Source organism: Haliscomenobacter sp., assembly GCF_965225875.1.
GTDB lineage: Bacteria > Bacteroidota > Bacteroidia > Chitinophagales > Saprospiraceae > Haliscomenobacter.
On record NZ_CBDDBS010000003.1, the window covers coordinates 274,636 to 296,312 of the forward strand.

Here is a 21,677-nt window from a genome sequence, read left to right on the forward strand (position 1 = left end):
ATTCACAAGCCATTAACAGGCATTCTCCGCGCCGCTTTTGATCTTTGTAACGCACAAACCAGGAATTGCTGTTTAACCTAGACCATCTATTCGTGTCAATTAAACGTCGATTCTCTGGTACAGCAAGCAGATCAATGGTTTCAATTTACGGCATTTGTTTACTTTTGTGCCGGAAAACCATCAAGTACAATGGATACTTTAGCACAGTACGATGCCGTAATGGCGAAATGTAAGGAGATTTTTTTGAAAAAAACGCGGGATTATGGCACTGCTTGGCGGATTCTGCGCCCTACTTCGCTAACGGACCAATTGTACATCAAGGCCAAACGTATTCGCAATCTGGAGGAAACCAAAACCCAAAAAATTGCCGATTCCATTGATTCTGAATACCAAGGCATCATCAATTACGCCATCATGGCGCTGATTCAACTGGAGCTGGACGAAGCCGCCGGATTGGAATTGGAAGCCATCAAAGTAGAAGCCCTATACGATGCGCAGACCCAGATCATCCGGGACTTGTTGGCACTCAAAAACCACGATTACGGAGAAGCCTGGCGCGACATGCGCATGAGTTCTTTTACGGATATGATTCTGATGAAGTTGTTGCGCATCAAACAAATCGAAGAAAACGAGGGGAAAACCTTGATTTCGGAAGGTTTGGATGCCAATTATCAGGATATTGTGAATTATGCGGTATTTGCATTGATTAAAAAAGTTGAGGAGTTGAGGAGTTGAGATCGGTCACTGAGCCGTTCGCTGAGCGAAGCCGAAGCGAAGTCGAAATGCCGATCTCAACTCCTTAACTCCTCAACTCCTCAACTACAAACAACCATGACCATTTTTACCCTTGTCCTTTACGTCGCCATTGTAGCGGCAGTGTTTACCGGGATCACCCAATTTGTCTTGAAAAAAGTGAACAATCTTTTGGTGAGCTTTTTACAACACTTTTGTGGAGTGCTTTTTGTGTTCTCTGGCTTTGTTAAGGCCATCGACCCATTGGGTACTGCTTATAAAATGGAGCAGTATTTTGCCAAATTTGAAAGCACTTTTGAAGGCACCTGGTTTTCTTTTATTGCACCCATGTTTCCATTGCTGACCAAATACGTCAATGGGTTTTCGGTGTTCATGATTGTATTTGAAATCCTGTTGGGTGTCATGTTGATCATTGGATCCAGTCGTCGTTTTACGGCTTGGGCTTTTTTCTTGCTGGTACTGTTTTTTACCTTCCTGACCGGATTCACTTACTTGACTGGATTTGTATCCCCTGAAGACAATTTCTTCGCCTTTAGCAAATGGGGGGCATTTGTAGAAACCAACATGCAGGTAACCGATTGTGGTTGTTTTGGCGACTTTTTGAAATTGAAACCCAAAGTTTCTTTTTTTAAAGACCTCTTGCTGATGATTCCAGCGATCATTTTTATCGTGGGCTTCCGCAAGATGCACCAGTTGTTTACTATGCCAACACGCAGCATTTTGAATGCAGCAACGGTTGTGGGGATTACCCTGTACTGCTTCAATAACTACATTTGGGACATCCCAGCCATCAACTTCCGTCCATTTAAACCGGGCGTAGATGTGGTGAAACAAAAAGAAGCAGAAGAAAAGGCTTTGCAGGAAGTGAAAATCCTGGCTTATCGCCTTACCAATAAAAAGACCAAAGAAGTCATCGAAGTGCCTTATGAGCAATTCCTCAAGGAGTTGGACAAATATCCTGGCGAGAAATACGAATTTGACCAGGTTAAATCTGAACCAGCCATTCCGATCACCAAAATCAACGATTTCGACCTGACAGGCCCCGATGGCAGCAGTGTAACGGAAGATTGGAAAGGCATCAAAGGCTACCACTTTATGATTGTGGCCTACAAGCTCTACGGGGAGGAGTCTGGAACCAGAACGGAAACGGTACAGGATACCATTTTCAAAATGGGAGCAGATTCTACCAAAGTGGTGGATTCTATCGCTACGCGTACCATCACCCACAAATTGTATACCTGGGATGAGCACTACGTGACCAAGTGGAAAAAACTGGTAGCGGAAATGACCAAGGCCAAGGAGGCTGGCGCTACAGTGTATGCCATCACGAGTCCTTACGACCCGGCAATGATTGATGCATTTAAGGAAAAAACGGGCTTCAACTTCCTGACGCTCCGTGCCGATGATATTTTGTTGAAGACGATCATTCGTTCAAATCCAGGGGTACTGTTGTTCAAGGATGGAACGATTGTGGAGGATTGGCACATCCGGAAATTCCCGAGCTTTGAAGAAGTGAAGGCGAAGTATATGAAGTAAAATGGATTGAAATAAAAATAAAATGGGGTGCGCAGAATTTATCCGCGCACCCCATTTTATTTTTATTTCAATCCATTTTATTTACGCACGCCCCGAACGATCAATCACCGTCGCACTCGCCTGTTGCGTCCCATATATCACAACATCCTGAATATTGACATGGGATGGCTGGGTAGCCATGTAATAAATGGTATTGGCCACATCCTGCGAAGTCAGCGGTTGGAAGTCATTGTAAATTTTGGCCCGATCCGCGTCTCCATCAAAACGCACCAGCGCAAACTCCGTTTCTTCCACATGACCCGGTGCAATTTGGCTCACCCGGATGTTGTATTTGTGCAAGTCCAGGCGCATGGTCCTGGTCAGCATATCCACTGCGGCTTTTGAAGCGCAATACACATTACCCATTGGATATGGCTCCTTGCCCGCAATAGAACCAATGTTGATGATATGACCACTGTGTTGGGCCACCATCATCGGGCTGATGCAACGGGTGAGGTAAAGCAAGCCTTTGATGTTGGTATCGATCATCTCTTCCCAGTGCTCCAGTGAGCCTTCCTGAATTTCGGACAAACCTTTTGCTTTACCCGCGTTGTTGATCAGGAGGTCGATGCTGTGCCATTCCTCAGGTAAATTCTGGATGGTTTCAGCTACACTGTGGTAGTTGCGCACGTCGAAAACGAGCCCCAATACTTCAACTCCGGCCTCAATCAATTCTTCTTTTACTGCTTCTAAACGATCTTCCCGGCGCCCGGTAAGGATCAAGCGCCAGCCTGCCTGGGCAAAGGTACGCGCAGTGGCCAGACCAATCCCAGAAGTAGCGCCCGTAATCAAGGCCGTTTTGGCGGGGGGCATTTCAATGGGCTCCTCCACAACGGGTTCTTCCTCGACGGCCGCTTCTTCCACCTGGGCTGCTTTGGCTTTCAGCAATTCTTCCAGGCGCAGAATGTTTTGTTTTAGTGCCTCAATGGTGTCGTGTTCGATGGAAAGCAGCGGTGAAAGAGCAGGAACGCTGAGCTCCTCGGCTACTCCTGCAAGCTCTTCCAACGCAACAGGCTCTTCGGGTGCATCGGATTCCCCCGGCGCAGCAGGAACTTCCTCCGCGATTTCTTCAGCTACTTCTTCAAGTACGGGCTCGGCAGGAGTGCCTAATCCCCGGAATGCAATTTCATTTTCCGGCGTTTGTAACTCTGGATTGTTCAGAATTGCAGCTTCGTAATATTCCAGGGCTTTGGCGGCATCACCAGCAGTGTGGTAGATCAAAGCCAGGTCGTAATTGGCAAAAGGGTGTTTGCTTTGAATGTCTAGGGTTTTGAGAAACCACTCTTCGGCTTTGGCCGTTTTTCCCATCACATCGGCCAGGATAGAGGCATACTGGTAATGGGCGTCAGCATTGCCCGGATTGCGCTTGGCTGCTTTTTTGAAACATTTGGCCGCGTACTCCACTTCTTCCGGAAAATTGGCTTGTAGCACCGTTCCCAGGCGATAGTAAACATCGGTGAATTCATCGTTGATGTCGATCAAGCGCTCGTAGTGTTTGCGGGCGGCGTTGAAATCGCCCTGAAGCTCGGCCAATTCGCCAAGCAGGAAGAAGGCAGCTTCGTGATCGGGATCAATTTCGGTAGCCAGAGCCAATTGTTCCAAGGCTCCGTTGAGGTCGCGAGTATTTTGCGCCAAAATCAAGCCATAGAAGTAGTGCAATTCAGCACTGCCCGGATACATTTTGATCGCTTGTTTCATATAATTGATGCCCGCTTCCACCTGACCAGATGCAACCAAACCACGAGCTTCACGAATGAGGTCACTTACCTTGTCATTGCTTTCTTCCTCCTCGTCATCGTCGTAGTCATCATTCTGTTCTTCCTCCTCGTCATCATCGTCGTCATCATCATTCTGTTCTTCCTCCTCTTCTTCAGCATTGGCTGCTTCAGTGGCTGGCTCCTCATGCGCTTGTGCGTCGGGAGCATCCAGCGGAGTGTCGGTCTGGGTGTCCGCAACTTCGGCAGTTTCGGGTTCCACTACTTCGTCAATGCTTAATTCGGCGCTGACTTCTATTTCTGGTTCCAGTGGAGGAATTTCCAGTAGAATTTCTTCGTTGGCAAGGGCAGCATGTTCGGCAATAACTACGCCGAGGTCTTCTAGGTTTTCGGCCAATTCGGCACCAGTCCATTCCTCCTGGGTTTCGGAGGGCTCGTGGCTGTGTTCTACCACTTCGACGGGCTCTTCCACTGGAACGACAGGCTCTTCTGGTGTGGCAGCTACTTCTGGTTCCTGGATTGATTCAACAACGGGTAAATCTCGTGACTCAGGTTCAGCTGGCACCTCTACCACATTTGTTGTTGCTTCGGTTTCCAGTTCTGCTGCTCCATCGGTCTGGAAACTCAAATTGGGCACATTGGCTTTGAAAGCAGACCACTCAGCGGAATCTTCCACAAATTCAAAGAAAGCCCGCAGGTGGTTTTCGATAAAATCACTGAACTGGTAGTAGCGCATATTGCGCAGTACCCGTAAGAATTCGCTGGCCTCACTGGAAACCTGGCGGAGTACCCGCAAGTTTTCGTTCAATTCTTCACGTTTGTCGGCCTCATTTTCGGCTTCAAACTTGCGCTTTTGGCTGCGCAGGTCCAGGTATTTGTTTTGCCAATAATTGATATAGGGAATGATGTCGCCAATGCGTTCAAATTTGGTAGGAGTACTGACCCACTCCCCGGAAACTTCATCTTTGGTGCGGCCATCGATGACAAGGGGCAGAATGTTGCTCGCTTTTTGTTGCACCAATTGCAGCGCGCGATTCATACAATGTTCCGAGCGCAGGAAATTATCGCTAATGAGCAGTAAGATAGTGCCATCAAAGTCGCGTAGTTGTTCAGCCAGGGTAGCCTCATCCGCATTTTTTTTGCAATAGTAGTGGCTTACACTATAAGATGTTTGGCTCAATGCCTTATACAGCGATTCTGCAACCGGGAGGTTGTCGATACAGTAAGCTAGTGCTATTTTTTTAGTTGCCATGGTTTTCTTTCGGTTTCTAGGTTGTTTGGTTTTGAAAAAAGGCTAAAAACTCCGTTTCGCTATTGCTGTACGGATTTATTGGTCAAAAGTTGCGATATGAAACGGCTAAATTCCGATTTAAATTGCTTGTATTCGCTGGTAGCTGGCCCTGAAAAGCCCGTATGAATCAGTTGTACCCGATCATTTTGGTCAACCACGATCATGGTCGGAAAGGCCAACACGGCGTTGAGCATGGGCAAAACCTGCGAGGCTTCGGCTTTATTCGAGTTCCCAGCAAGGAGTAATTCATAATCCATTTTGAAATACTCCTTGTAGGTACGCAAGGCACCCATGGCCTTTTCTTTGTCTTTGTAACGTTCAAAGCCCAGTGCAATGACCTCTACATCCTGATCGGGGTGTTCTTTTAGGTATTCCACCAAAAACTCGGTTTCGTCGCGACAATTGGGGCACCAGGTGCCCATCAACTGGATGATTTTGACCTTGTTTTTGTAGCGGGCATCTCTAAGGCTTACTTTTTTGCCATCAGGGTTTTCAAAGGAAAAATCAAAACGGTCGTAGCCGGATTTGAGGTAAGTCAGGCTATTGGCATCGGCGAGTTTGGCCTTGGGGTTGAATTTGGCCTCCCAACTGGTTTGGTACAAATGCCCGGAGCGGAAAGAGCCGATCATACTGCTATCCTTGGGGTCAATTTTGCCCTCAAATAGAAAAGCATGGGTGCCATCGAAGCAGGAAAGGTACAATTTATTGGCTTGTACGGTGCCTTCCAAATAGCGGTAATCGCCCGTTTCAGTCAGAAAAGTGCCAGTCAGGTGATTGCCATTTTGTTTGAACTCTCCAACGCCTTTGTACTCGTCTGGGGTGCCGATTTCGAAGGTAGTTTCCCAACGCCCACTTACGTCCATAACGGGCTCTTTGCGCAGATTGGTGAAACGATAATCGCGCCCGTGTCGAGCCACAAAGGGAATGCTGTAATTCTCCTTGTTGCGCACCACCCATTGGCCATCGATGGCATTCTCCAAAAAATAACCTTTGATGTAGGAATCGAAAACGGGGAAGTTGATCAGGATGGTGTCTTTGGCCTGGCTCTTGTCACGTCCAATCTTGATGTCATTCACCACAATCCGCTCCTCACCATTGATGATTTCGATGTAAAAGCTATCGGGCGTCACGTACTTTACTTCAAAAAGAAAAGGCAATTCCCCATTGGTGATTTCTTCAAACTTTAAATTAACCTTGTCGGGAAGGGGCTCACCACGAGGGTTGGGGTTGATGGGGTTGTTTTCCAATTTCAGTACCGCCCGCCAAACGCCAGGAGGCAAACCCGTGTAAGGATTTTCTGCCGAAAAAAAACAGGAATTCAATCCAAAAACTACCAATAAATAAAGAACCGAATGGGCGATTTTCATTGTTAACTTTTTTCTCCAGTAAAGTAATGCTCTTTATACCGAAAAAGGACATTGAAAGTTGTCAAACTGCCGTAAATTTTAGTGATGTACTGCTGCAGGTTGACTTTTTCGGCGTCGCTAAGTTGAGCATTGCTGTTGATGCGTTGTTCGAGTACACGTAGGCGGTCGCGGGTCATCACGATTTTGTGGAAAAAATCTTCGATGGGCAGCTCCTTGGCTTTGAGGCTTTTGTCGGCAGGTTGCAGGATCAGGGTGCCGCCTTCCCAGCGGTCGCCAATGGGTACTTCCTCCATGCCATCAAGGTAGGTGCGCAGGATTTTGATCAGGGATTTTTCGGCAGCACTAAAACTCACCGGGTCTTCGGCGGGAATGGCTTCCACAATTTCCATTTTATCGTAGTCTTTGCCCACCAGTTTGATGCCGTAAAGGCTGAAACAAATGTCGTAGGCCACGGCGTGTAGGCGAATCACCACCCCGTCGCCGTATGCAGGGTGTTTTACACGGGATCCCACTCCCAGTAGCGTTTGCTCTGACATGGTACTTTGTATTTGCGGCGGAAATTAAGGAAGAATTGTGGAAAATGGTGAAACTGAGGGGTGTTGATTTGAAAGATTTCTTATATTTTGTTTTTGGTATGGGTGGGGGTGAAAGCCAAAACTTTCATCTATTTAAACAAACCCCTAAAATGTCATCAAAAACACCAATACCTACAAGCATGAAAAACATGATTCTTCTTCTGCTGAGTCTTAGTTTGAACCTTTCCATTTTTGCCCAACAGTCCCTGTCCCAAAAAATTACCAACATCACCTGGACCCTGCAAAGTGATGAAATGAGTGGCATGGGCACCCATCAAAGCCTGCCCACTGGAACGACTCTTGTTCTGGATGCAGCAGGGCAATGGAAATGCTCCAATCCGCTCAACGGCTTGAGCAACGGAATGTGGAAGGTGGACAAAAAAAGCCGTTTAATCCTGCAGTTGGACAAAAAGAAACGGGGCTTTTGTGACCTGGAAGGTGCCTTATTGGTGGTGACCATTCCCGGGATAGGGAAGGAGCGGAGGATGGTTTGGGGAAGGTAGGATTACCTGAACATTTGGCTCGGAGGACATGAATTGCCTCCAGCTTCAGCTGGTGGATAAAGGGTAGACTCTAAATTTTGGGCTTTAGCCCTGGGCTAAATACATCAGGGCTAAAGCCCATAAGAAGTGGCGAGCCTGGTCCACGCGCTAAAGCACGTGGCAATTCATGTCCTCCGAGCCAAATGACAAGTAGTTTGGTATAACCTACGAACTACACGACAACATCGAGCACCCCACCTTATTCCGCGCCCATTCTGGCCGCTTCACGAACCATTTTTCTTCCATCTCCGGCTGCTCATCATAAGGCTTTTTGAGCAATTGATACAGTTCATCTACCAAACTGAAATCCCCCAAATCGGCCTGATCGATGGCCAATTGAGCCATGTAATTGCGGAGGACATATTTGGGGTTCGCGTGGTTCATTGCGGTACGCCGTTCCTCATCGCTGGCCGTTTCGAGCTGGAGCCTTTGAAGGTAACGCTCGAGCCAGCTCTCCCATTTTTGCTGCAAGTCTGCATTCAGGTCTTCGGGCTGGTACATGGCATTTTGCAGGTGCTCGAAGAAAGCTTTATTTGCAGGGAGGCCACCATTTTTTTGTACCAATGACAAGTTCCGGAAAAATAGGGTCATGTCCGTCTCGGCATACATCAACAACTTTTCCAATTCCTCGGCCAGTTCGGCGTCGGCTTCGTCAGGAGTCGCCAGACCGAGTTTACGGCGCAGCATGGCCAAGTATTTTTTAGGGAATTTTAGTTGAAAGTCGGCCAGAGAGGCTTCCAAAAGTATTGTGTCTTTGACCAATGGCATCAGCGCATTGGCCAATTGCACCAGATTCCATAAGATGACCCCTGGCTGCTGGCCGTAGCGGTAGCGGCGCTGGGACCGATCGGTGGTGTTGGGCGTCCAATCCGGTTCGTAACCTTCCAGCCAGCCGTAAGGGCCATAGTCTATAGTCAGCCCAAGAATGGACATGTTATCGGTATTCATCACGCCGTGTACAAAACCCACCCTTTGCCACTCGATGACCAGATCCAGGGTGCGTTGCGATACTTCCTTGAAAAATTCGGCATAAGCCTCGGGCGTACCCGGCTCAATATGTGGAAAAAAATGACGAATGGTATAGTCGGTCAAACTCCGCAAGGTCGAAATTTCATCCCGGGCAGTGAAAATTTGGAAACTCCCGAAGCGGATGAAACTCGGCGCTACCCTGCATACCACCGCCCCTTTTTCATAGGCGGTATTGCCATTGTAGAGCATGTCCCGCATCACCTGATCGCCAGTGAGTACGAGGGAGAGTGAGCGGGTGGTAGGTACGCCCAAGTGGTACATTGCCTCACTACACAGGTGCTCACGGATAGAGGAGCGCAAAACAGCCAAGCCATCGGCGGTGCGGGAATAAGGGGTTTCGCCAGCGCCTTTCAGTTGGAGCGCCCAGCGTTGGCCTTCATGAACGACCTCGGTCAGGTTGATCGCCCGGCCATCGCCCAATTGCCCCGCCCAACTACCAAACTGGTGCCCACCATAACACATGGCGTAGGGGCTAGTGCCTTCCAGCGTGGCCGCGCCAGAAAAGATGCGCAGGAATTCCTCGGATTGGGTATCGCTTGCCGCCAGGCCTATGGTTTCGGCCATTTCTGTGGAAGCATGAACCAGAACCGGATTGGAGGGCTGTCGCGGCGTAACATAGGAAAAACACGCTGCCCTTACCTGCCGACGGGTATTGCTCAGATTTGGGTCGGCGGGCAGCTCCTGATTGAAGGTATCTTGTATATTGAGTTTGTTCATTGCAATTTTTTTAGAAAACGCTTCAATTGGCTGCTTGTTCAATGAGCATAAACCACTTATCAATTTAGTTTTGCTTTGAACTGCTATCGCGCAGCTCCGCTGCTTGTTTTTTGTAACCGCGACGACGCGACGGCGCGACGGTATGTGTGCTTCGCACACGTTTACGTCGTTTCACGTCATACATTTGGCGCAGCCAAATGAATCGTCGCGCCGTCGCGTTGTCGCGGTTACAAAACATTTGGCGGTAGCCAAATCAAAACAAGGTATTGTCATGTAGGGCTCGAAACTAAAGGCGAACCCGAAGCCTAGAGCTTCTAATTTTTTCCCTTCACCTACTCCCGCTGATACACCCGCACATAATCCACCTCATAAACAATCTTTGAAGTGCTAGCTCTCGGTGTTCCACCATTCCGTCCCACAGCCAGATTCAGCAACAAAAATTGTGGTTTCAAAAAAGGATTGCTACCATCTGGATTCAGGGATTCTTTGAGGGATTGACTATTCAACAATTCATCATCCAAATAAATTTCGATACTCTCTGCCGTCCAATCCATGCGCCAAGTGTGGAATTTTTTGACCCAATCCTTGTCTCTATCCGTGAAATGAGTGAGTGGTATTTTTTTCTCATTCCATTTGGTTTTCCTACTGGCTTGATCGCCCAACCAGGCAAAATTGGCCAAAATGGTCGGTGTTTCTTTGACCTGATAAAACTCCATGATGTCGATTTCTCCAGCTACGGGCCAGGGGCCATTGCCCAAGGTCCAGATGGCGGGCCAGGAGCCATAAGTGGTATCAATGCGCGCCCGGATTTCGAAACGGCCGTACTGCCATTGCTGTAAGCCCCGGGTTTGAATACTGGCTGAGGTGAATTCCGAGGCGGGGCGATTGGTTTTCCAGTTTTTGCTGCCCGCCTGGTAGTTGGGGTTAGGAATAGCCTCTCGGCGGGCTTCGATGAGCAAAACGCCGTCTTTGCAGTTGGCATTGTCACTTTGGTACCATTGTAGTTCCTCGTTGCGCTCGAATCCTGTTTCGTAGCGCCAATTGGCTGGATTGGGTTTGCCCGTTTCATTGAATTCATCATGCCAGACCAGTTTCATGCCAGGGATGATTTTAGGCGTTGACCCATCGGGTCGCCTAGCATCGACCTGGCCTGCTCTTGGGGAAGAGCAGGCCAGCAAAAAGGTCAGCAATAGCGCGCAAAAGATTCTCATGTTTTTGATTTTCCGCGATGTTTAATCTTGTTGCCCTGTTTTGGTTTCGATTGCCCTGATGGTGAAACCATAACTGTATTTTTTGGCAAGGAGCCGATAAACATCGTGCGTTTGAGCGCCCCAGCTGTTGTCTCCACCAACACCACGCTGTGCAAGGTCGACGTGCAAGGTCACGAACCGCCGTTTGACAATATCCGTTACGTGTCGATTCTTTTTGATGCCTCCTTCGTCAAAATCTTCCGACAGCTGGGACATGGCACTAAATGACAAGGGCTGAGCACCCTCCACTTGTAAACCAATCCCTTCGGCATTACTCAATTTAACCCAGCGGGTATCGGTGCGGTAACCACTTTCTTGTGGGCGAACGTAAGTGCGCTCCCAACCCTCGTCAGTGTGCAGGTTATGAATGCCCAACAGTGCAGCAGTATGGCGGTCATTGTAATTTTCGAAAGGCCCGCGCCCGTACCACTGTACCTGATTGTAGTTGGACGGTAGGGAAAAACGCATCCCCATCCGCGGCAGTTCGGGCGCTTCGCTGTTGGGTGACAATTCAAGCGCGGCGTTGACCTTGATTGAACCATCGTTTTGGATCAAATAATCCAGGGTATAATCAGCCTGAACATCGGGCAGGTGATAAACAACGGTGAAGGGCAGCCCTTCTGCAGTTTGTTCACCGACTTTGGTGCTTTTTACACTGCGGCGTACATGAGCGCTGGCCCATACCCGGGCATAGTTGGTAAAATCGTTCCCAAAATCATTGTCGGTAGGCGCACGCCAAAAATAGGGCTCGGGGAAAAAGCCTTCTTTGAGGTTTTTTCCATTGATTGAATACTGATTGATCTGGCCATCGCGGAGGTTGATTTCTCCAGCTATGGCTCCAGACTTGAACTTGAGGGAGTTGTTGGTTTTTTCAATGCTCAAGGTTCCCGCAGGGCTACTCAGGTTTTGGGCAAAACCATAAGGACTTAAAACCATTTGCTCCCGGGCGAGTTCATGCCCGGCCGGGATGGAGGTGCTAGCCGTACGTTGGAGTGCATAAACATTGAGCACGAGTTCGGCCCCTCCGGCCAATTTATAAGCAGGCAGGTTGAGATTTACTACTTTAACTTCTCCCGGATTGGCCTCAACGCTAAAGCTGCCTTCAGTCAGTTTTACCCCATTGTTGAGCATTTCCCAACGGAAGTCGAATTCGCGCAAATTGGTAAAAGAGAACTCATTTTGCACCTTGATTTGCCCCCAGGCACTATTGTCCTTGCTGAACTGGATGTTTTGGTAGAGTTTTTTTACTTCGTAAATGCCAGGATGGGGAAAACGATCAGCGTTGACCAATCCGTTGCACACAAAGTTCTGGTCGTTGTAAAGGTCCTGACTACCCAAGTCACCCCCATAGGCGAAGTAACTGCGCCCATCAGGGGTTTTGGTGCGGATACCCTGATCGACCCAATCCCAAATGCAGCCCCCTTGCATGTTATCCGAAGTGCGGATGATGTCCCAGTATTCTTTAAAATTGCCATTAGAATTGCCCATTGCGTGGCTGTATTCGCACATGATGTAAGGCCGGGTTTTGGTCTTGTCAGCCGCATAGCTTTTCATGTTGTCGATGGAAGGGTACATCGGAGAAACCACATCGGTGTTGCGCGCCTCGCCCGATTGCTCAGAGACCACTGGGCGGGAGTTGTCGCGTTGTTTGATCCAGTCGTAGGTTTCAAAAAATACTTCACCGTTGCCACATTCGTTGCCCAGCGACCACATCACCACACAGGCGTGGTTTTTATCGCGTTCAATTAGTCGACGGGTACGGTCGTGGTGAGCAGCTTTCCATTGGGGATCGTAGGCGGTATGTTTGCTTTTGGGTACACTAAAAGACTGAAATTCTGCACCCAAACCATGCGCCTCAATATTGGCTTCATCGATAACGTACATGCCGTATTCGTCACAAAGGCGTAGCCACAATGGGTCATTGGGGTAATGCGAAGAGCGGCAGGTATTGATGTTGTACTGCTTCATCAACACGATGTCCTTGATCATCAAATCACGAGTAGGTACTTTGCCCAAATCTGGGTCATGCTCATGCCGGTTCACACCCTTGACCAGTACCCGCTTGCCGTTGATGAGGAAATTTTTGCCTTTGATCTCGCTGCGGCGGAAACCGATTTTACTGCCAGTAGCTTCAATGGTTTGTCCTTTTTCATTTTTTAATACCAGGATAGCCGTGTACAGATTTGGGCTTTCGGCCGACCACTGAGCAGGAGCGAGCACTTTTCCATCAAAACTAATTCTAGCTTGGCCAGGCTTGGTTTGACTAAAAACCATTTTTTTATTCTGATCAAAAATGCTGAGTTCAATGTTGAAAGACCCTGTGGCAGGGGAGGGGACTTTCAGGTCAACAGTAGCAGCAATTGTACCATCCCGATAAGCGTCATCCAGCCCGGCTTTGACCCAAAAATCGGCAATATGGGTTTTGCTTTTGGAAGTCAAAAATACGTCTCTTTCGATGCCCGACAGACGCCACATGTCCTGGTCTTCGAGGTAAGAACCGTCGTGCCAACGGAAAACCTGCACAGCCAAGGTGTTGCTTCCTTTTTTCAGGAATGGGGTGATGTTGAATTCGGCAGGCGACTTGGCTACTTTCGACAAGCCTACGGCCTGGCCGTTCACCCACACGTAGGCACAACCCGAAATTGAACCAAAGTGGAGGAACACCTCCCGCCCGTTCCAGTTATCAGGCACTGTAAAGGTGCGTCGATAAGACCCAACCGGATTGTAAGCGTGGTTGATAAAAGGTGGATTGACTGGGAAAGGATAAATTACATTGGTGTAGATCGGGATACCAAACCCCCTCATTTCCCAATTGGAAGGCACCGTGATGTCTTTCCAATTCCAGTCATTGAAATCGGGCTTGTAAAAATCCTGAGGCCGCTCCTCTGGACGGTTGACGTAATAGAATTTCCAGGAACCGTTTAAGGGCTGGTAATAGGGCGATTTGGAAAAATCATTCTCAAATAGGTCCACAGCGTTGGGGTAAGACATGGCATAGGTATGCGCTGGTTCCTTGCCCAGTTCAACAATGGCGGGGTCTTCCCATTCTTTAAAGGTGAATTTTACCTGGCCCCAGATTTGAGCACTAAAGGTGCAAAAAAATATAAGTAACAAATTGAATTTCATTGGTTTGAATTTATTGTTGCAGAGAAGTGTTGTCCATCAAAAATGGGTTCAATAATCCACCTTGTAATCCTTTTTGGTGACTTGCCCCGACCAGACTTTTTTTGCTGTCCAATCTGCTGCTGGATCGGTCCAGAAGCGGTGGGTGGCAGGAAGCCCCAAAGGTAAAAAGCCTAAGGTAGTCAGGTACAAACTTCCGGTAGAGGTGTATTGATCCGCAATCGCAGGTTGGCGTCCATTAAAACCAAGTGTCAACCACCCCTTTTGGTCAAAATTATTGGAATGATCAAATAGCGTGTGCAAAACCTTGGTCAAGCCGCAGCGTACCTGGGCAGGGCTAATGTATTCGGGCAATTGCTCCATCAAAGCCACCTGGGCCAAAGCCTGAAAAGCACCTGCCCGATAGGTCATGGAACGACCATAAACAGGGAATGTACCTTCGGGTGAGATCAATCGCTCCAGGTACTCAGAGTGGCGAACCATTCGTTTGAGAGCCTCCGTATATTCCGCTTTGGGCGAGAAATTCTTTTCGGAGGTGACTTTCAAAATATCTACCAGCATCGGCTGGATCACAAAGGAGTTGTAATAATCCATACAAAATTTGGGCCCATCACTGTACCAACCATCACCCACGTACCATTCGCGGGTTTTGCGGATGGCAATGTCGATGCGCACCGGGTCGTATTGCTCGCCAATTTGCAGTAAAAAACTCTCAATGATGCCCGAAAACAACAACCAGTTGCTGTAATGGGCTTTGCGGTCGCGCAGGGCTTTAAATTCTTCGATGTAGCGTTTTTTGGTCAGTTCATCCAAGGGGTGCCACAACGCATCGGGTGCACGAAGAAAGGCATGGGCCAAAAAAGCGGCATCTACAATGGGCTGTAGTTCAACGCGGAAGTTCAGGTAATCGGGGCTTTGGGGGTCAACGCAATGGGCCAAACCTTTCAGTGCATCTTTGCGCAATTCGGCCCGCCACTTGCCTTCTTTGGTGTCGTCGTCAGGCAAAGCCAACCAGGGAGCAACACCCGCCAGGGTTCTGCCTACTGCCTCCAGATAAGTGACCTGTTCGGCTTTTAGGTAGTAGCCCGGCGCCAATTCCAGCGGCATGTTCTTTTTTAATTTGCCCACGGCGAGGTTGGAGAGCACGGGTTGGGCAATTTTGTACAGGGTGCTGGCCCAAAAAAGACGGTCATCGGGGCCGGTGTTGGTAACAGTTGGACTTGGTTTGGTAGCTTGGGCTATGGCCGCGAAGGGGAGGCCTAAAGTGCTTAGAATTCCTGTTACAGAAAGGCTTTTTAAAACTTGACGCCGTGAGTTTTTCATGGTGCTTGCGATTGATTCAGTTTGTTGGGCTGAAATTTACGATTTAGTCTGCTCTTAGGATTTGTTTTTACCCGTGATCTGCTACTTATGTGTTAAGGTAATATTCTAACAAAATAGTTTAGTGCATTTTCCGTGTTTATACCATGAAAAAAGAATACCTCATTTTTTTAGGCTTGATGTTATTGGTTCGAGTGCCTGTTTTGGGACAATTGTATCTTCGAGTCGAAACGGCACCAAGTATGTATTTGCCTCTTCAGAACTTAGGATCAGTATCTTATCTTAATCCCTACCAAATTTACTACCGCAATGGGCAATTTTTAAGATACAGAATTGACAAGCACGTTTATCTTGGAATTGGAGTTCAGCAGGAGGCCCTCACTGGCTGTATAGAATGCCTCAAATACCAGAAACCAACTCGGCTTTTACAACTTTCATACGATTCGTTCTACGTTAAAGCCCAGGATTCTTGTGTAGCAGCATCGAGAGGTACGACTTCACAGCTAAATGTTCCCCTAGAAATTGGATATAGTTATCGGCGCAAAAAGAGTCCGTGGGGAATTGACCTTAGTACAAGGATTAATGTATACAGTTACGGTGAACAGCACACAAAATTCCGGGGTGATACCGTAATGATCGATATTGACTACAAAAGGCACGAATGGATAACGTCTCATTCCATTGACTGGAGTATGGCACTAGGAATATCCTATCGAGCCAATAAACGGGTGTTTTTATCGGCTGATTTAATTTCCCGATTCATTCGTCCTTATAATTTCCAACCACGTTTTATTGGTCTAAACATTGGCTTAGATTACGCTCTGATAAAGCCTTAAACTTCAATAATCCTCGGCAATATTACCTCAATCATCTTTTCCACCACCCCAGCGGTGCTCCCCGTAAAATTGCCATTCAAACGATTGCCCAGGATCACATTGCAGGACACCGCCCGGTGCCCCAACAAGCGAGACAAGCCAAAAATGGCTGAAGTTTCCATCTCGAAATTGGTCAGTCGTACCCCTTTGTATTGCAATTGGCTCCAAGCTTCCATCGTGGCAATGCTCATGCGGGCAGGGGTGCGCAGGCTACGCGCCTGGGGAGCATAAAAACCCGGGCAGGTGATGGTGATGCCTTGCTCGATGTTTCCTTGACTCAGGTGGTCGGCCAGCGCGGCACTTCCCTCGCAGATGTAGGGCTGTACAGGGAATTTTTCGATGTGCTGCTCCAACTCCAAAACGGCATCCATCAATTCTGCTTCGGCCAGATTGGGTTGGTATTGGTAAAAATGCATCAGGTTATCCAGGCCCATGCCAAAACGGGAAACGATCAATGCGCCAGGTGGAATGTCGTGCTGCAAAGCCCCTGAAGTGCCCAGACGGATGATGTTGAGGGAGCGGTGTTCCGCTTTTGGCATCCGGGTTTGAAAATCGATATTGGCCAGGGCGTCTAGTTCATTGAGGCAAATGTCGATGTTGTCGGGGCCGATGCCAGTGGAGAGGACGGTGAGGCGTTTGTTGCCAATCCTACCCGTATGGGTGACAAATTCGCGGTGTGATTCACGAAATTCAATGGCGTCGAAATGTTTGGAAACTTCGGCTACCCGCCCAGGATCTCCAACCGTAATGACCGTATCGGCCAGTTCATCAGGATGCAAATCCACGTGGTAAATTTTACCAGCGGGGGTTATGATCAGTTCGGTATCGGCTAGTGCTTGCATGTCACAATTTGGTTTTATTTTAACAAAGCTTTCATGGAGCGAAGTAAAAGGAGGAAAAAGTAACAATTATCATTTTACTTTGCAAGTATTTAGTAGTGGGGCAAAAATAAATGTTCATTTTTCTTGAGCCAAAGGATTAGAAGAGACACTTAAAATGAAGCGTTTTCACTTCTAATCCTTTGGCAAAATGAACACTTATTTTTTTCGCCCCTCAAAAGTACAAAGTAGAATAAATGGATACTTTTTCCGCAAACAAGTTACAGGTAGATCGGGATTCCATTGGGGAGTATTTCAAGGCCCTGCAAGATGACATTTGCCAGCAATTGGAAGCAGCCGATGGAACGGGCCGGTTTCAGGAGGATGTTTGGAGCCGGGAAGGCGGCGGCGGTGGCCGCAGCCGGGTGATCATGGGGCAACACATTGAAAAGGGTGGGGTCAATTTTTCGGCAGTGCACGGTACTTTACCCGATAAAATCGCTCAGGCTTTGAAACTGGAGTCTGCCAATTTTTTTGCTACCGGGGTATCCATCGTGTTGCATTCCAGCAATCCCTATACCCCCATCATCCACATGAATGTACGCTATTTTGAAACGGATGGTGGCAACTGGTGGTTTGGCGGAGGTATAGACCTTACCCCACATTATATTTTTCCGGAAGACGCTGCTTTTTTTCACCAAAGTTTAAAAGAAGTGTGCGACCAACACCATCCCGATTATTACCCCAAATTCAAAACCTGGGCGGATGACTATTTTTACATCCGCCACCGTGGCGAAACCAGAGGGATCGGAGGGATATTTTTTGATCGCTTGCAGGGGCAAAATGGACAAAGCAAGGAACAGCTTTTTGCCTTTGTACGAGGGGTAGGAGAGACCTTCTGTAAAGTTTATGTCCCTCTTCTGCACAAACACAAGAATGATCCTTTTACTGAGCGGGAGAAAAACTGGCAATACCTGCGTCGGGGGCGTTATGTGGAGTTCAACCTGGTTTGGGATAAAGGCACCAAGTTTGGCCTGGACACCGATGGCCGTACGGAATCCATCTTGATGAGTCTGCCTCCAACGGCCAATTGGGTGTACAATCATCTGCCGGAGCCGGGAAGTCACGAAGCACAAACCTTGGCTTGGTTGAAGGATAAGGGGAAAGATTGGATTGAGTAAACTCAGCGAAATGCACAAAATTACTGCCGATGTTTTATTGGAAAACACCCAAGACCGGGTACTGCTCGATGTACGTACCCCGGCTGAATACGCCATCGGGCATATTCCCGGAGCATACAACTTGCCCCTGTTTTCCAATGAAGAAAGGGTAGTGGTAGGCACCCTGTACAAACAACAAAGTCCGGATAAAGCTTTTCTCAAGGGCCTGGAATACGCTGGTGCACGAATGCCCGATTACGTCAAGGAAGCTCGTTTGTTGGCACCTAGAGGCAAGGTAGTTGTCCATTGCTGGCGGGGAGGACAGCGCAGTGGCAGTTTATCCTGGTTGTTGTCTTTTTCCGGGATGGACGTACAGGTATTGCAAGGCGGCTACAAAGCCTATCGCCAATACATCCATCAGCAGTTTGGGGAACGTCGATTGCGCATGTTGGTTTTGGGTGGCCCAACCGGTAGTGCCAAAACCAAAATTTTACACGAACTGGCTGCTTTGGGCGAACAGGTCATCGACTTGGAAAAACTCGCCCAGCACAAGGGTTCTGCCTTTGGCGCTTTGGGAGAGGAAGCCCAACCTACGGTGGAACAGTTTGAAAACGAGTTGTATGCCTCCTTTACCCAAATCGACCCTCAACGCCGGGTTTGGATTGAAAATGAAAGCCGTGGCATCGGCAAAGTTTTTATGCCCCAAGGTTTTTGGGAGCAGTTTCGCCAGAGTCCACTGATTGATTTGGTGATGCCTTTCGATCAACGGGTTCAGTTTTTGGTAGAAACTTATGCCCGTTTTGCCGCAGCAGATTTAATGACCTCGTTTTATGCCATTGAGCGCCGTTTGGGTGGACAAAACCTAAAGTTGGCGCTGGCTGCACTACAAGCAGGTGACTTTGCCAGTGCAGCCGCCATTGCATTGCGGTATTATGATAAATCGTACCTACACGCCAATCAAAAATGTAACTTTCATCCGGTTTGGCCGTTTGAAATTGGAAACCAATCACTGCGCGAACGCGCTGAACAATTGATTCTATTTGCCAATGCTCAGCAATTATAAATTGACCCAATACAGCCACGGTGCGGGTTGTGGTTGTAAAATTGCACCCAGTGTGCTGGATAAAATCCTGCATCAGGTTGGTGCCAAAATGCATTTCCCCACCTTGTTAGTCGGCAATGAAGAGCGCGACGATGCTGCCGTGATGGACCTCGGCGACGGGACTGCCATCATTTCCACGACGGATTTTTTTATGCCCATAGTAGATGACCCGGCAGATTTTGGCCAAATCGCTTCCGTGAATGCCATCAGTGACATCTATGCAATGGGGGGGACTCCCTTGCTGGCCATTGCCATTCTGGGCTGGCCAGTGAATAGCCTACCCCCGGAAGTTGCCAATCAAGTAGTAGAAGGCAGCCGCAAAGCTTGTCAGGAAGCGGGAATCCCCCTGGCAGGAGGGCATAGCATTGACAGCCCGGAGCCCATATTTGGCCTGGCGGTTACAGGGCGGGTTAAATTGGAACATTTGAAACGAAATGGCGGTGCAAGGGAAAAAAGTAAGTTGTTTTTGACCAAACCGCTAGGTGTAGGTATTTTGACAACTGCACAGAAAAAAGGATTATTGCTCGATGAACACGCTCACCTGGCCCGCAACTCGATGTTGCAACTCAATAAGGCGGGTGCTGCTTTTGCCACATTGCCTTATGTTCAAGCAATGACCGATGTAACCGGATTTGGCTTGATGGGGCATCTTTTGGAAATGTGTGAGGCATCAGGGACGAGTGCACGAATTGAATTGTCTAAAGTGCCCTTGCTGGATTCAGATGCCATTGATTATTATTTATACAACAATTGTGTACCAGGTGGGACGAATCGCAATTTTGATAGTTATGGGCACAAAATGGGCCCGCTAACGGATGTACAAAGAAATATTTTATGTGATCCACAAACTTCTGGAGGCCTGCTGCTTGCGGTAGAGCCCAGTCAGGTTCAAGCTTTTTTAAGCTATGCGGCAGGTTTAGGTTTGAGAGAATTGGAGCCCATCGGCGAGATGGTAGTGAGTGTGGGAACTAAACTGGTGGAGGTCTTTTGAAATTAGGGTTAAAAGAACCCTGGGGGGTGGGGATTCTTTTAACCCCAGCATTTACTTCAAGCTGTACATAAACCCTTTGCCTTCAAAAGGTTGCTTGTTCAAAAGGTCGAGCTTATTGCCCAATTTGACCAATGCTTGGTTGAGACGAACTTTCAATTGGGCTTTTCCTTCTTGGACCTTGTCGCGATCGGCTACCAATTGCATTGCGTCCATCAAATCCTCATTCTTTAGTGGTTGTTTGGCATTCCGCAGCATTTCCAGAATTGCTTCTTCCCAACGGTTAAATCCAGGAATACGGCCACGTTTGCCTTTCTCACCATTCACTTTAGCTGCCTTTGCTGGCTTTTCCGCTTTTGGTGCTTTCTCTTTTTTTACCGTCTTTAACGGTGGAAGATTAGGGTCAACTTTGATCTGATCGAGAGGAATTAGGCGGGGACGACCAGGACCCTTTTTTCCAGTTTTTTCTGGATTAGCAGCTTTAGGCTCTTTTGCGATTGCAGGAACTTCAAGTGCTTCTTTTTGTTTAGGAGGCCTTCCTGCTTTGCCATTTTTTTTCTCTTTTGCAGGTTTTACTCCTTCCAGCATCTCTTCCAGTGCTTGAATGTTGGATTTGATCGCTTCAGCCTGAAAGTCAAGTAATCTGAGATCCGTAGAATACCTATCCAGTAGAGTACGTATCTCAATTGTTGTTAAATTCACCAACTTTGCCATTTCTATTTTTGGTTTGAGGGGATAAAGATATTGTTTATATTCAAAATACCAACGAATACTGATAGAGAAAATTGCCTTGAAGCAAATAAATGATCAATTAGGGACAAATTTGGAGGAAATGTAAAGTTATATTAACTAGGCTTAAAAAGCAACGATTATCGAAAAAAAAAATGTTGCTTTAGGGTAATCAAATAAAATAAGTAGAGATAAGATATCACCATGAAACTATATTAACTAGATAGGTAATATCATTTTTTTTTGAAAGGGAATTTAACGTGAGATTCTACTAATGTGTGAATTCTCTAGTAACCAACCGTTTCCTGGGCTTTTTACGTATAAATCCGTGTAACGGAAAGTCAGGGCAATTACCCCTCGGGTTTCTCTTCGCTCAATAATATACATGCCTTTGGTTATAACAATATTATTGCTAGTTATCGGCCTTACTTTTGTATACTTTGTATAATGCTTTTCCTGAATTTGAGTTAGGCTTCTTTTTTTTAAAATCTGTAATAATTGTTGAGTATTTAGCAATTCGCCTTGCGCTGTTGTCATCTCAAATTCTGGGGCCAATAACTGTTTTAATTTTACACTATCAAATTGGACTGTAGCTTCCAGGCGTGTTTTTTCCAAAGCCAAAATCTCTGCAACAACTGGATCATTTTTTTGCTGCTGGGTTATTTTTTTTGCTGGCTCTTTTGTCTCACAGGAAAAAAAACAGAATATTTGTAAAATGAATATAGGAGAAATCATTAAAATTTTCATC

Annotated in this window: 17 protein-coding genes; 7 read left to right on the forward strand and 10 right to left on the reverse strand. The window is 47.5% G+C overall.

The window, feature by feature from the left end; translation table 11 throughout:
* The first annotated feature begins 189 nt into the window (after positions 1-189).
* The gene (locus tag ACO08K_RS21650; RefSeq protein ID WP_421798555.1) at positions 190-735 is read left to right on the forward strand and encodes a DUF1599 domain-containing protein; all 546 of its coding nucleotides are present in this window, start codon (positions 190-192) and stop codon (positions 733-735) included.
* 96 nt (positions 736-831) lie between these two features.
* Positions 832-2,289 carry a MauE/DoxX family redox-associated membrane protein gene (locus ACO08K_RS21655; protein ID WP_421798556.1) on the forward strand — a complete coding sequence of 486 codons (1,458 nt, stop codon included), beginning with the start codon at positions 832-834 and terminating at the stop codon, positions 2,287-2,289.
* 81 nt (positions 2,290-2,370) lie between these two features.
* Here ACO08K_RS21655 and ACO08K_RS21660 read toward each other — a convergent pair whose 3' ends face one another.
* The 3 genes from ACO08K_RS21660 to ACO08K_RS21670 are packed head-to-tail and all read right to left on the reverse strand — an operon-like array spanning position 2,371 to position 7,237.
* Complete coding sequence (locus tag ACO08K_RS21660) at positions 2,371-5,295, reverse strand: SDR family NAD(P)-dependent oxidoreductase (protein ID WP_421798557.1); 2,925 nt, start codon at positions 5,293-5,295, stop codon at positions 2,371-2,373.
* A gap of 59 nt (positions 5,296-5,354) precedes the next feature.
* A complete protein-coding gene (locus ACO08K_RS21665) occupies positions 5,355-6,701 on the reverse strand; it encodes a TlpA disulfide reductase family protein (RefSeq protein WP_421798558.1) in 1,347 nt (448 codons plus the stop codon).
* Between the two features lie 2 nt (positions 6,702-6,703).
* Positions 6,704-7,237, reverse strand: coding sequence for a hypothetical protein (locus tag ACO08K_RS21670; RefSeq protein ID WP_320030418.1), 534 nt, complete (start codon positions 7,235-7,237; stop codon positions 6,704-6,706).
* Positions 7,238-7,416: 179 nt separating this feature from the next.
* Here ACO08K_RS21670 and ACO08K_RS21675 point away from each other — a divergent pair, with 179 nt between their 5' ends.
* Positions 7,417-7,779 carry a hypothetical protein gene (locus ACO08K_RS21675; RefSeq protein WP_421798559.1) on the forward strand — a complete coding sequence of 121 codons (363 nt, stop codon included), beginning with the start codon at positions 7,417-7,419 and terminating at the stop codon, positions 7,777-7,779.
* A 204-nt stretch (positions 7,780-7,983) separates the two neighbouring features.
* On the opposite strand, the gene ACO08K_RS21680 is transcribed toward ACO08K_RS21675, so the two are convergent.
* The 4 genes from ACO08K_RS21680 to ACO08K_RS21695 form a co-directional block, all read right to left on the reverse strand.
* Positions 7,984-9,564, reverse strand: coding sequence for a protein adenylyltransferase SelO (locus tag ACO08K_RS21680; RefSeq protein WP_421798560.1), 1,581 nt, complete (start codon positions 9,562-9,564; stop codon positions 7,984-7,986).
* 332 nt (positions 9,565-9,896) lie between these two features.
* Complete coding sequence (locus tag ACO08K_RS21685; RefSeq protein ID WP_421798561.1) at positions 9,897-10,775, reverse strand: glycoside hydrolase family 16 protein; 879 nt, start codon at positions 10,773-10,775, stop codon at positions 9,897-9,899.
* Between the two features lie 21 nt (positions 10,776-10,796).
* The gene (locus ACO08K_RS21690) at positions 10,797-13,940 is read right to left on the reverse strand and encodes a glycoside hydrolase family 2 TIM barrel-domain containing protein (RefSeq protein WP_421798562.1); all 3,144 of its coding nucleotides are present in this window, start codon (positions 13,938-13,940) and stop codon (positions 10,797-10,799) included.
* Positions 13,941-13,988: 48 nt separating this feature from the next.
* Positions 13,989-15,260, reverse strand: coding sequence for a DUF2264 domain-containing protein (locus ACO08K_RS21695; protein WP_421798563.1), 1,272 nt, complete (start codon positions 15,258-15,260; stop codon positions 13,989-13,991).
* A 143-nt stretch (positions 15,261-15,403) separates the two neighbouring features.
* On the opposite strand from ACO08K_RS21695, the gene ACO08K_RS21700 reads away from it, so the two are divergent.
* A complete protein-coding gene (locus tag ACO08K_RS21700; RefSeq protein ID WP_421798564.1) occupies positions 15,404-16,093 on the forward strand; it encodes a hypothetical protein in 690 nt (229 codons plus the stop codon).
* On the opposite strand, the gene ACO08K_RS21705 is transcribed toward ACO08K_RS21700, so the two are convergent.
* The gene (locus ACO08K_RS21705) at positions 16,090-16,974 is read right to left on the reverse strand and encodes a nucleoside phosphorylase (protein ID WP_421798565.1); all 885 of its coding nucleotides are present in this window, start codon (positions 16,972-16,974) and stop codon (positions 16,090-16,092) included. The two genes, ACO08K_RS21700 and ACO08K_RS21705, sit on opposite strands and share 4 nt — an antisense overlap.
* Before the next feature lie 233 nt (positions 16,975-17,207).
* On the opposite strand from ACO08K_RS21705, the gene hemF reads away from it, so the two are divergent.
* The 3 genes from hemF to selD are packed head-to-tail and all read left to right on the forward strand — an operon-like array spanning position 17,208 to position 20,203.
* Positions 17,208-18,131: an oxygen-dependent coproporphyrinogen oxidase gene (gene hemF, locus ACO08K_RS21710; RefSeq protein ID WP_421798566.1), complete on the forward strand. Its 924-nt coding sequence runs from the start codon at positions 17,208-17,210 to the stop codon at positions 18,129-18,131.
* A 10-nt stretch (positions 18,132-18,141) separates the two neighbouring features.
* The gene (mnmH, locus tag ACO08K_RS21715) at positions 18,142-19,173 is read left to right on the forward strand and encodes a tRNA 2-selenouridine(34) synthase MnmH (RefSeq protein WP_421798567.1); all 1,032 of its coding nucleotides are present in this window, start codon (positions 18,142-18,144) and stop codon (positions 19,171-19,173) included.
* Entirely contained in the window at positions 19,157-20,203 is a 1,047-nt protein-coding gene (selD, locus tag ACO08K_RS21720; RefSeq protein ID WP_421798568.1) for a selenide, water dikinase SelD, read from the forward strand. Before mnmH ends, selD begins: the two co-directional genes overlap by 17 nt.
* A 51-nt stretch (positions 20,204-20,254) precedes the next feature.
* Here selD and ACO08K_RS21725 read toward each other — a convergent pair whose 3' ends face one another.
* Complete coding sequence (locus ACO08K_RS21725) at positions 20,255-20,914, reverse strand: hypothetical protein (protein WP_421798569.1); 660 nt, start codon at positions 20,912-20,914, stop codon at positions 20,255-20,257.
* A 270-nt stretch (positions 20,915-21,184) separates the two neighbouring features.
* Positions 21,185-21,676 (reverse strand): nuclear transport factor 2 family protein, encoded by a 492-nt coding sequence (locus tag ACO08K_RS21730; RefSeq protein WP_421798570.1) that lies wholly within the window; start codon positions 21,674-21,676, stop codon positions 21,185-21,187.
* Position 21,677 lies beyond the last annotated feature (1 nt).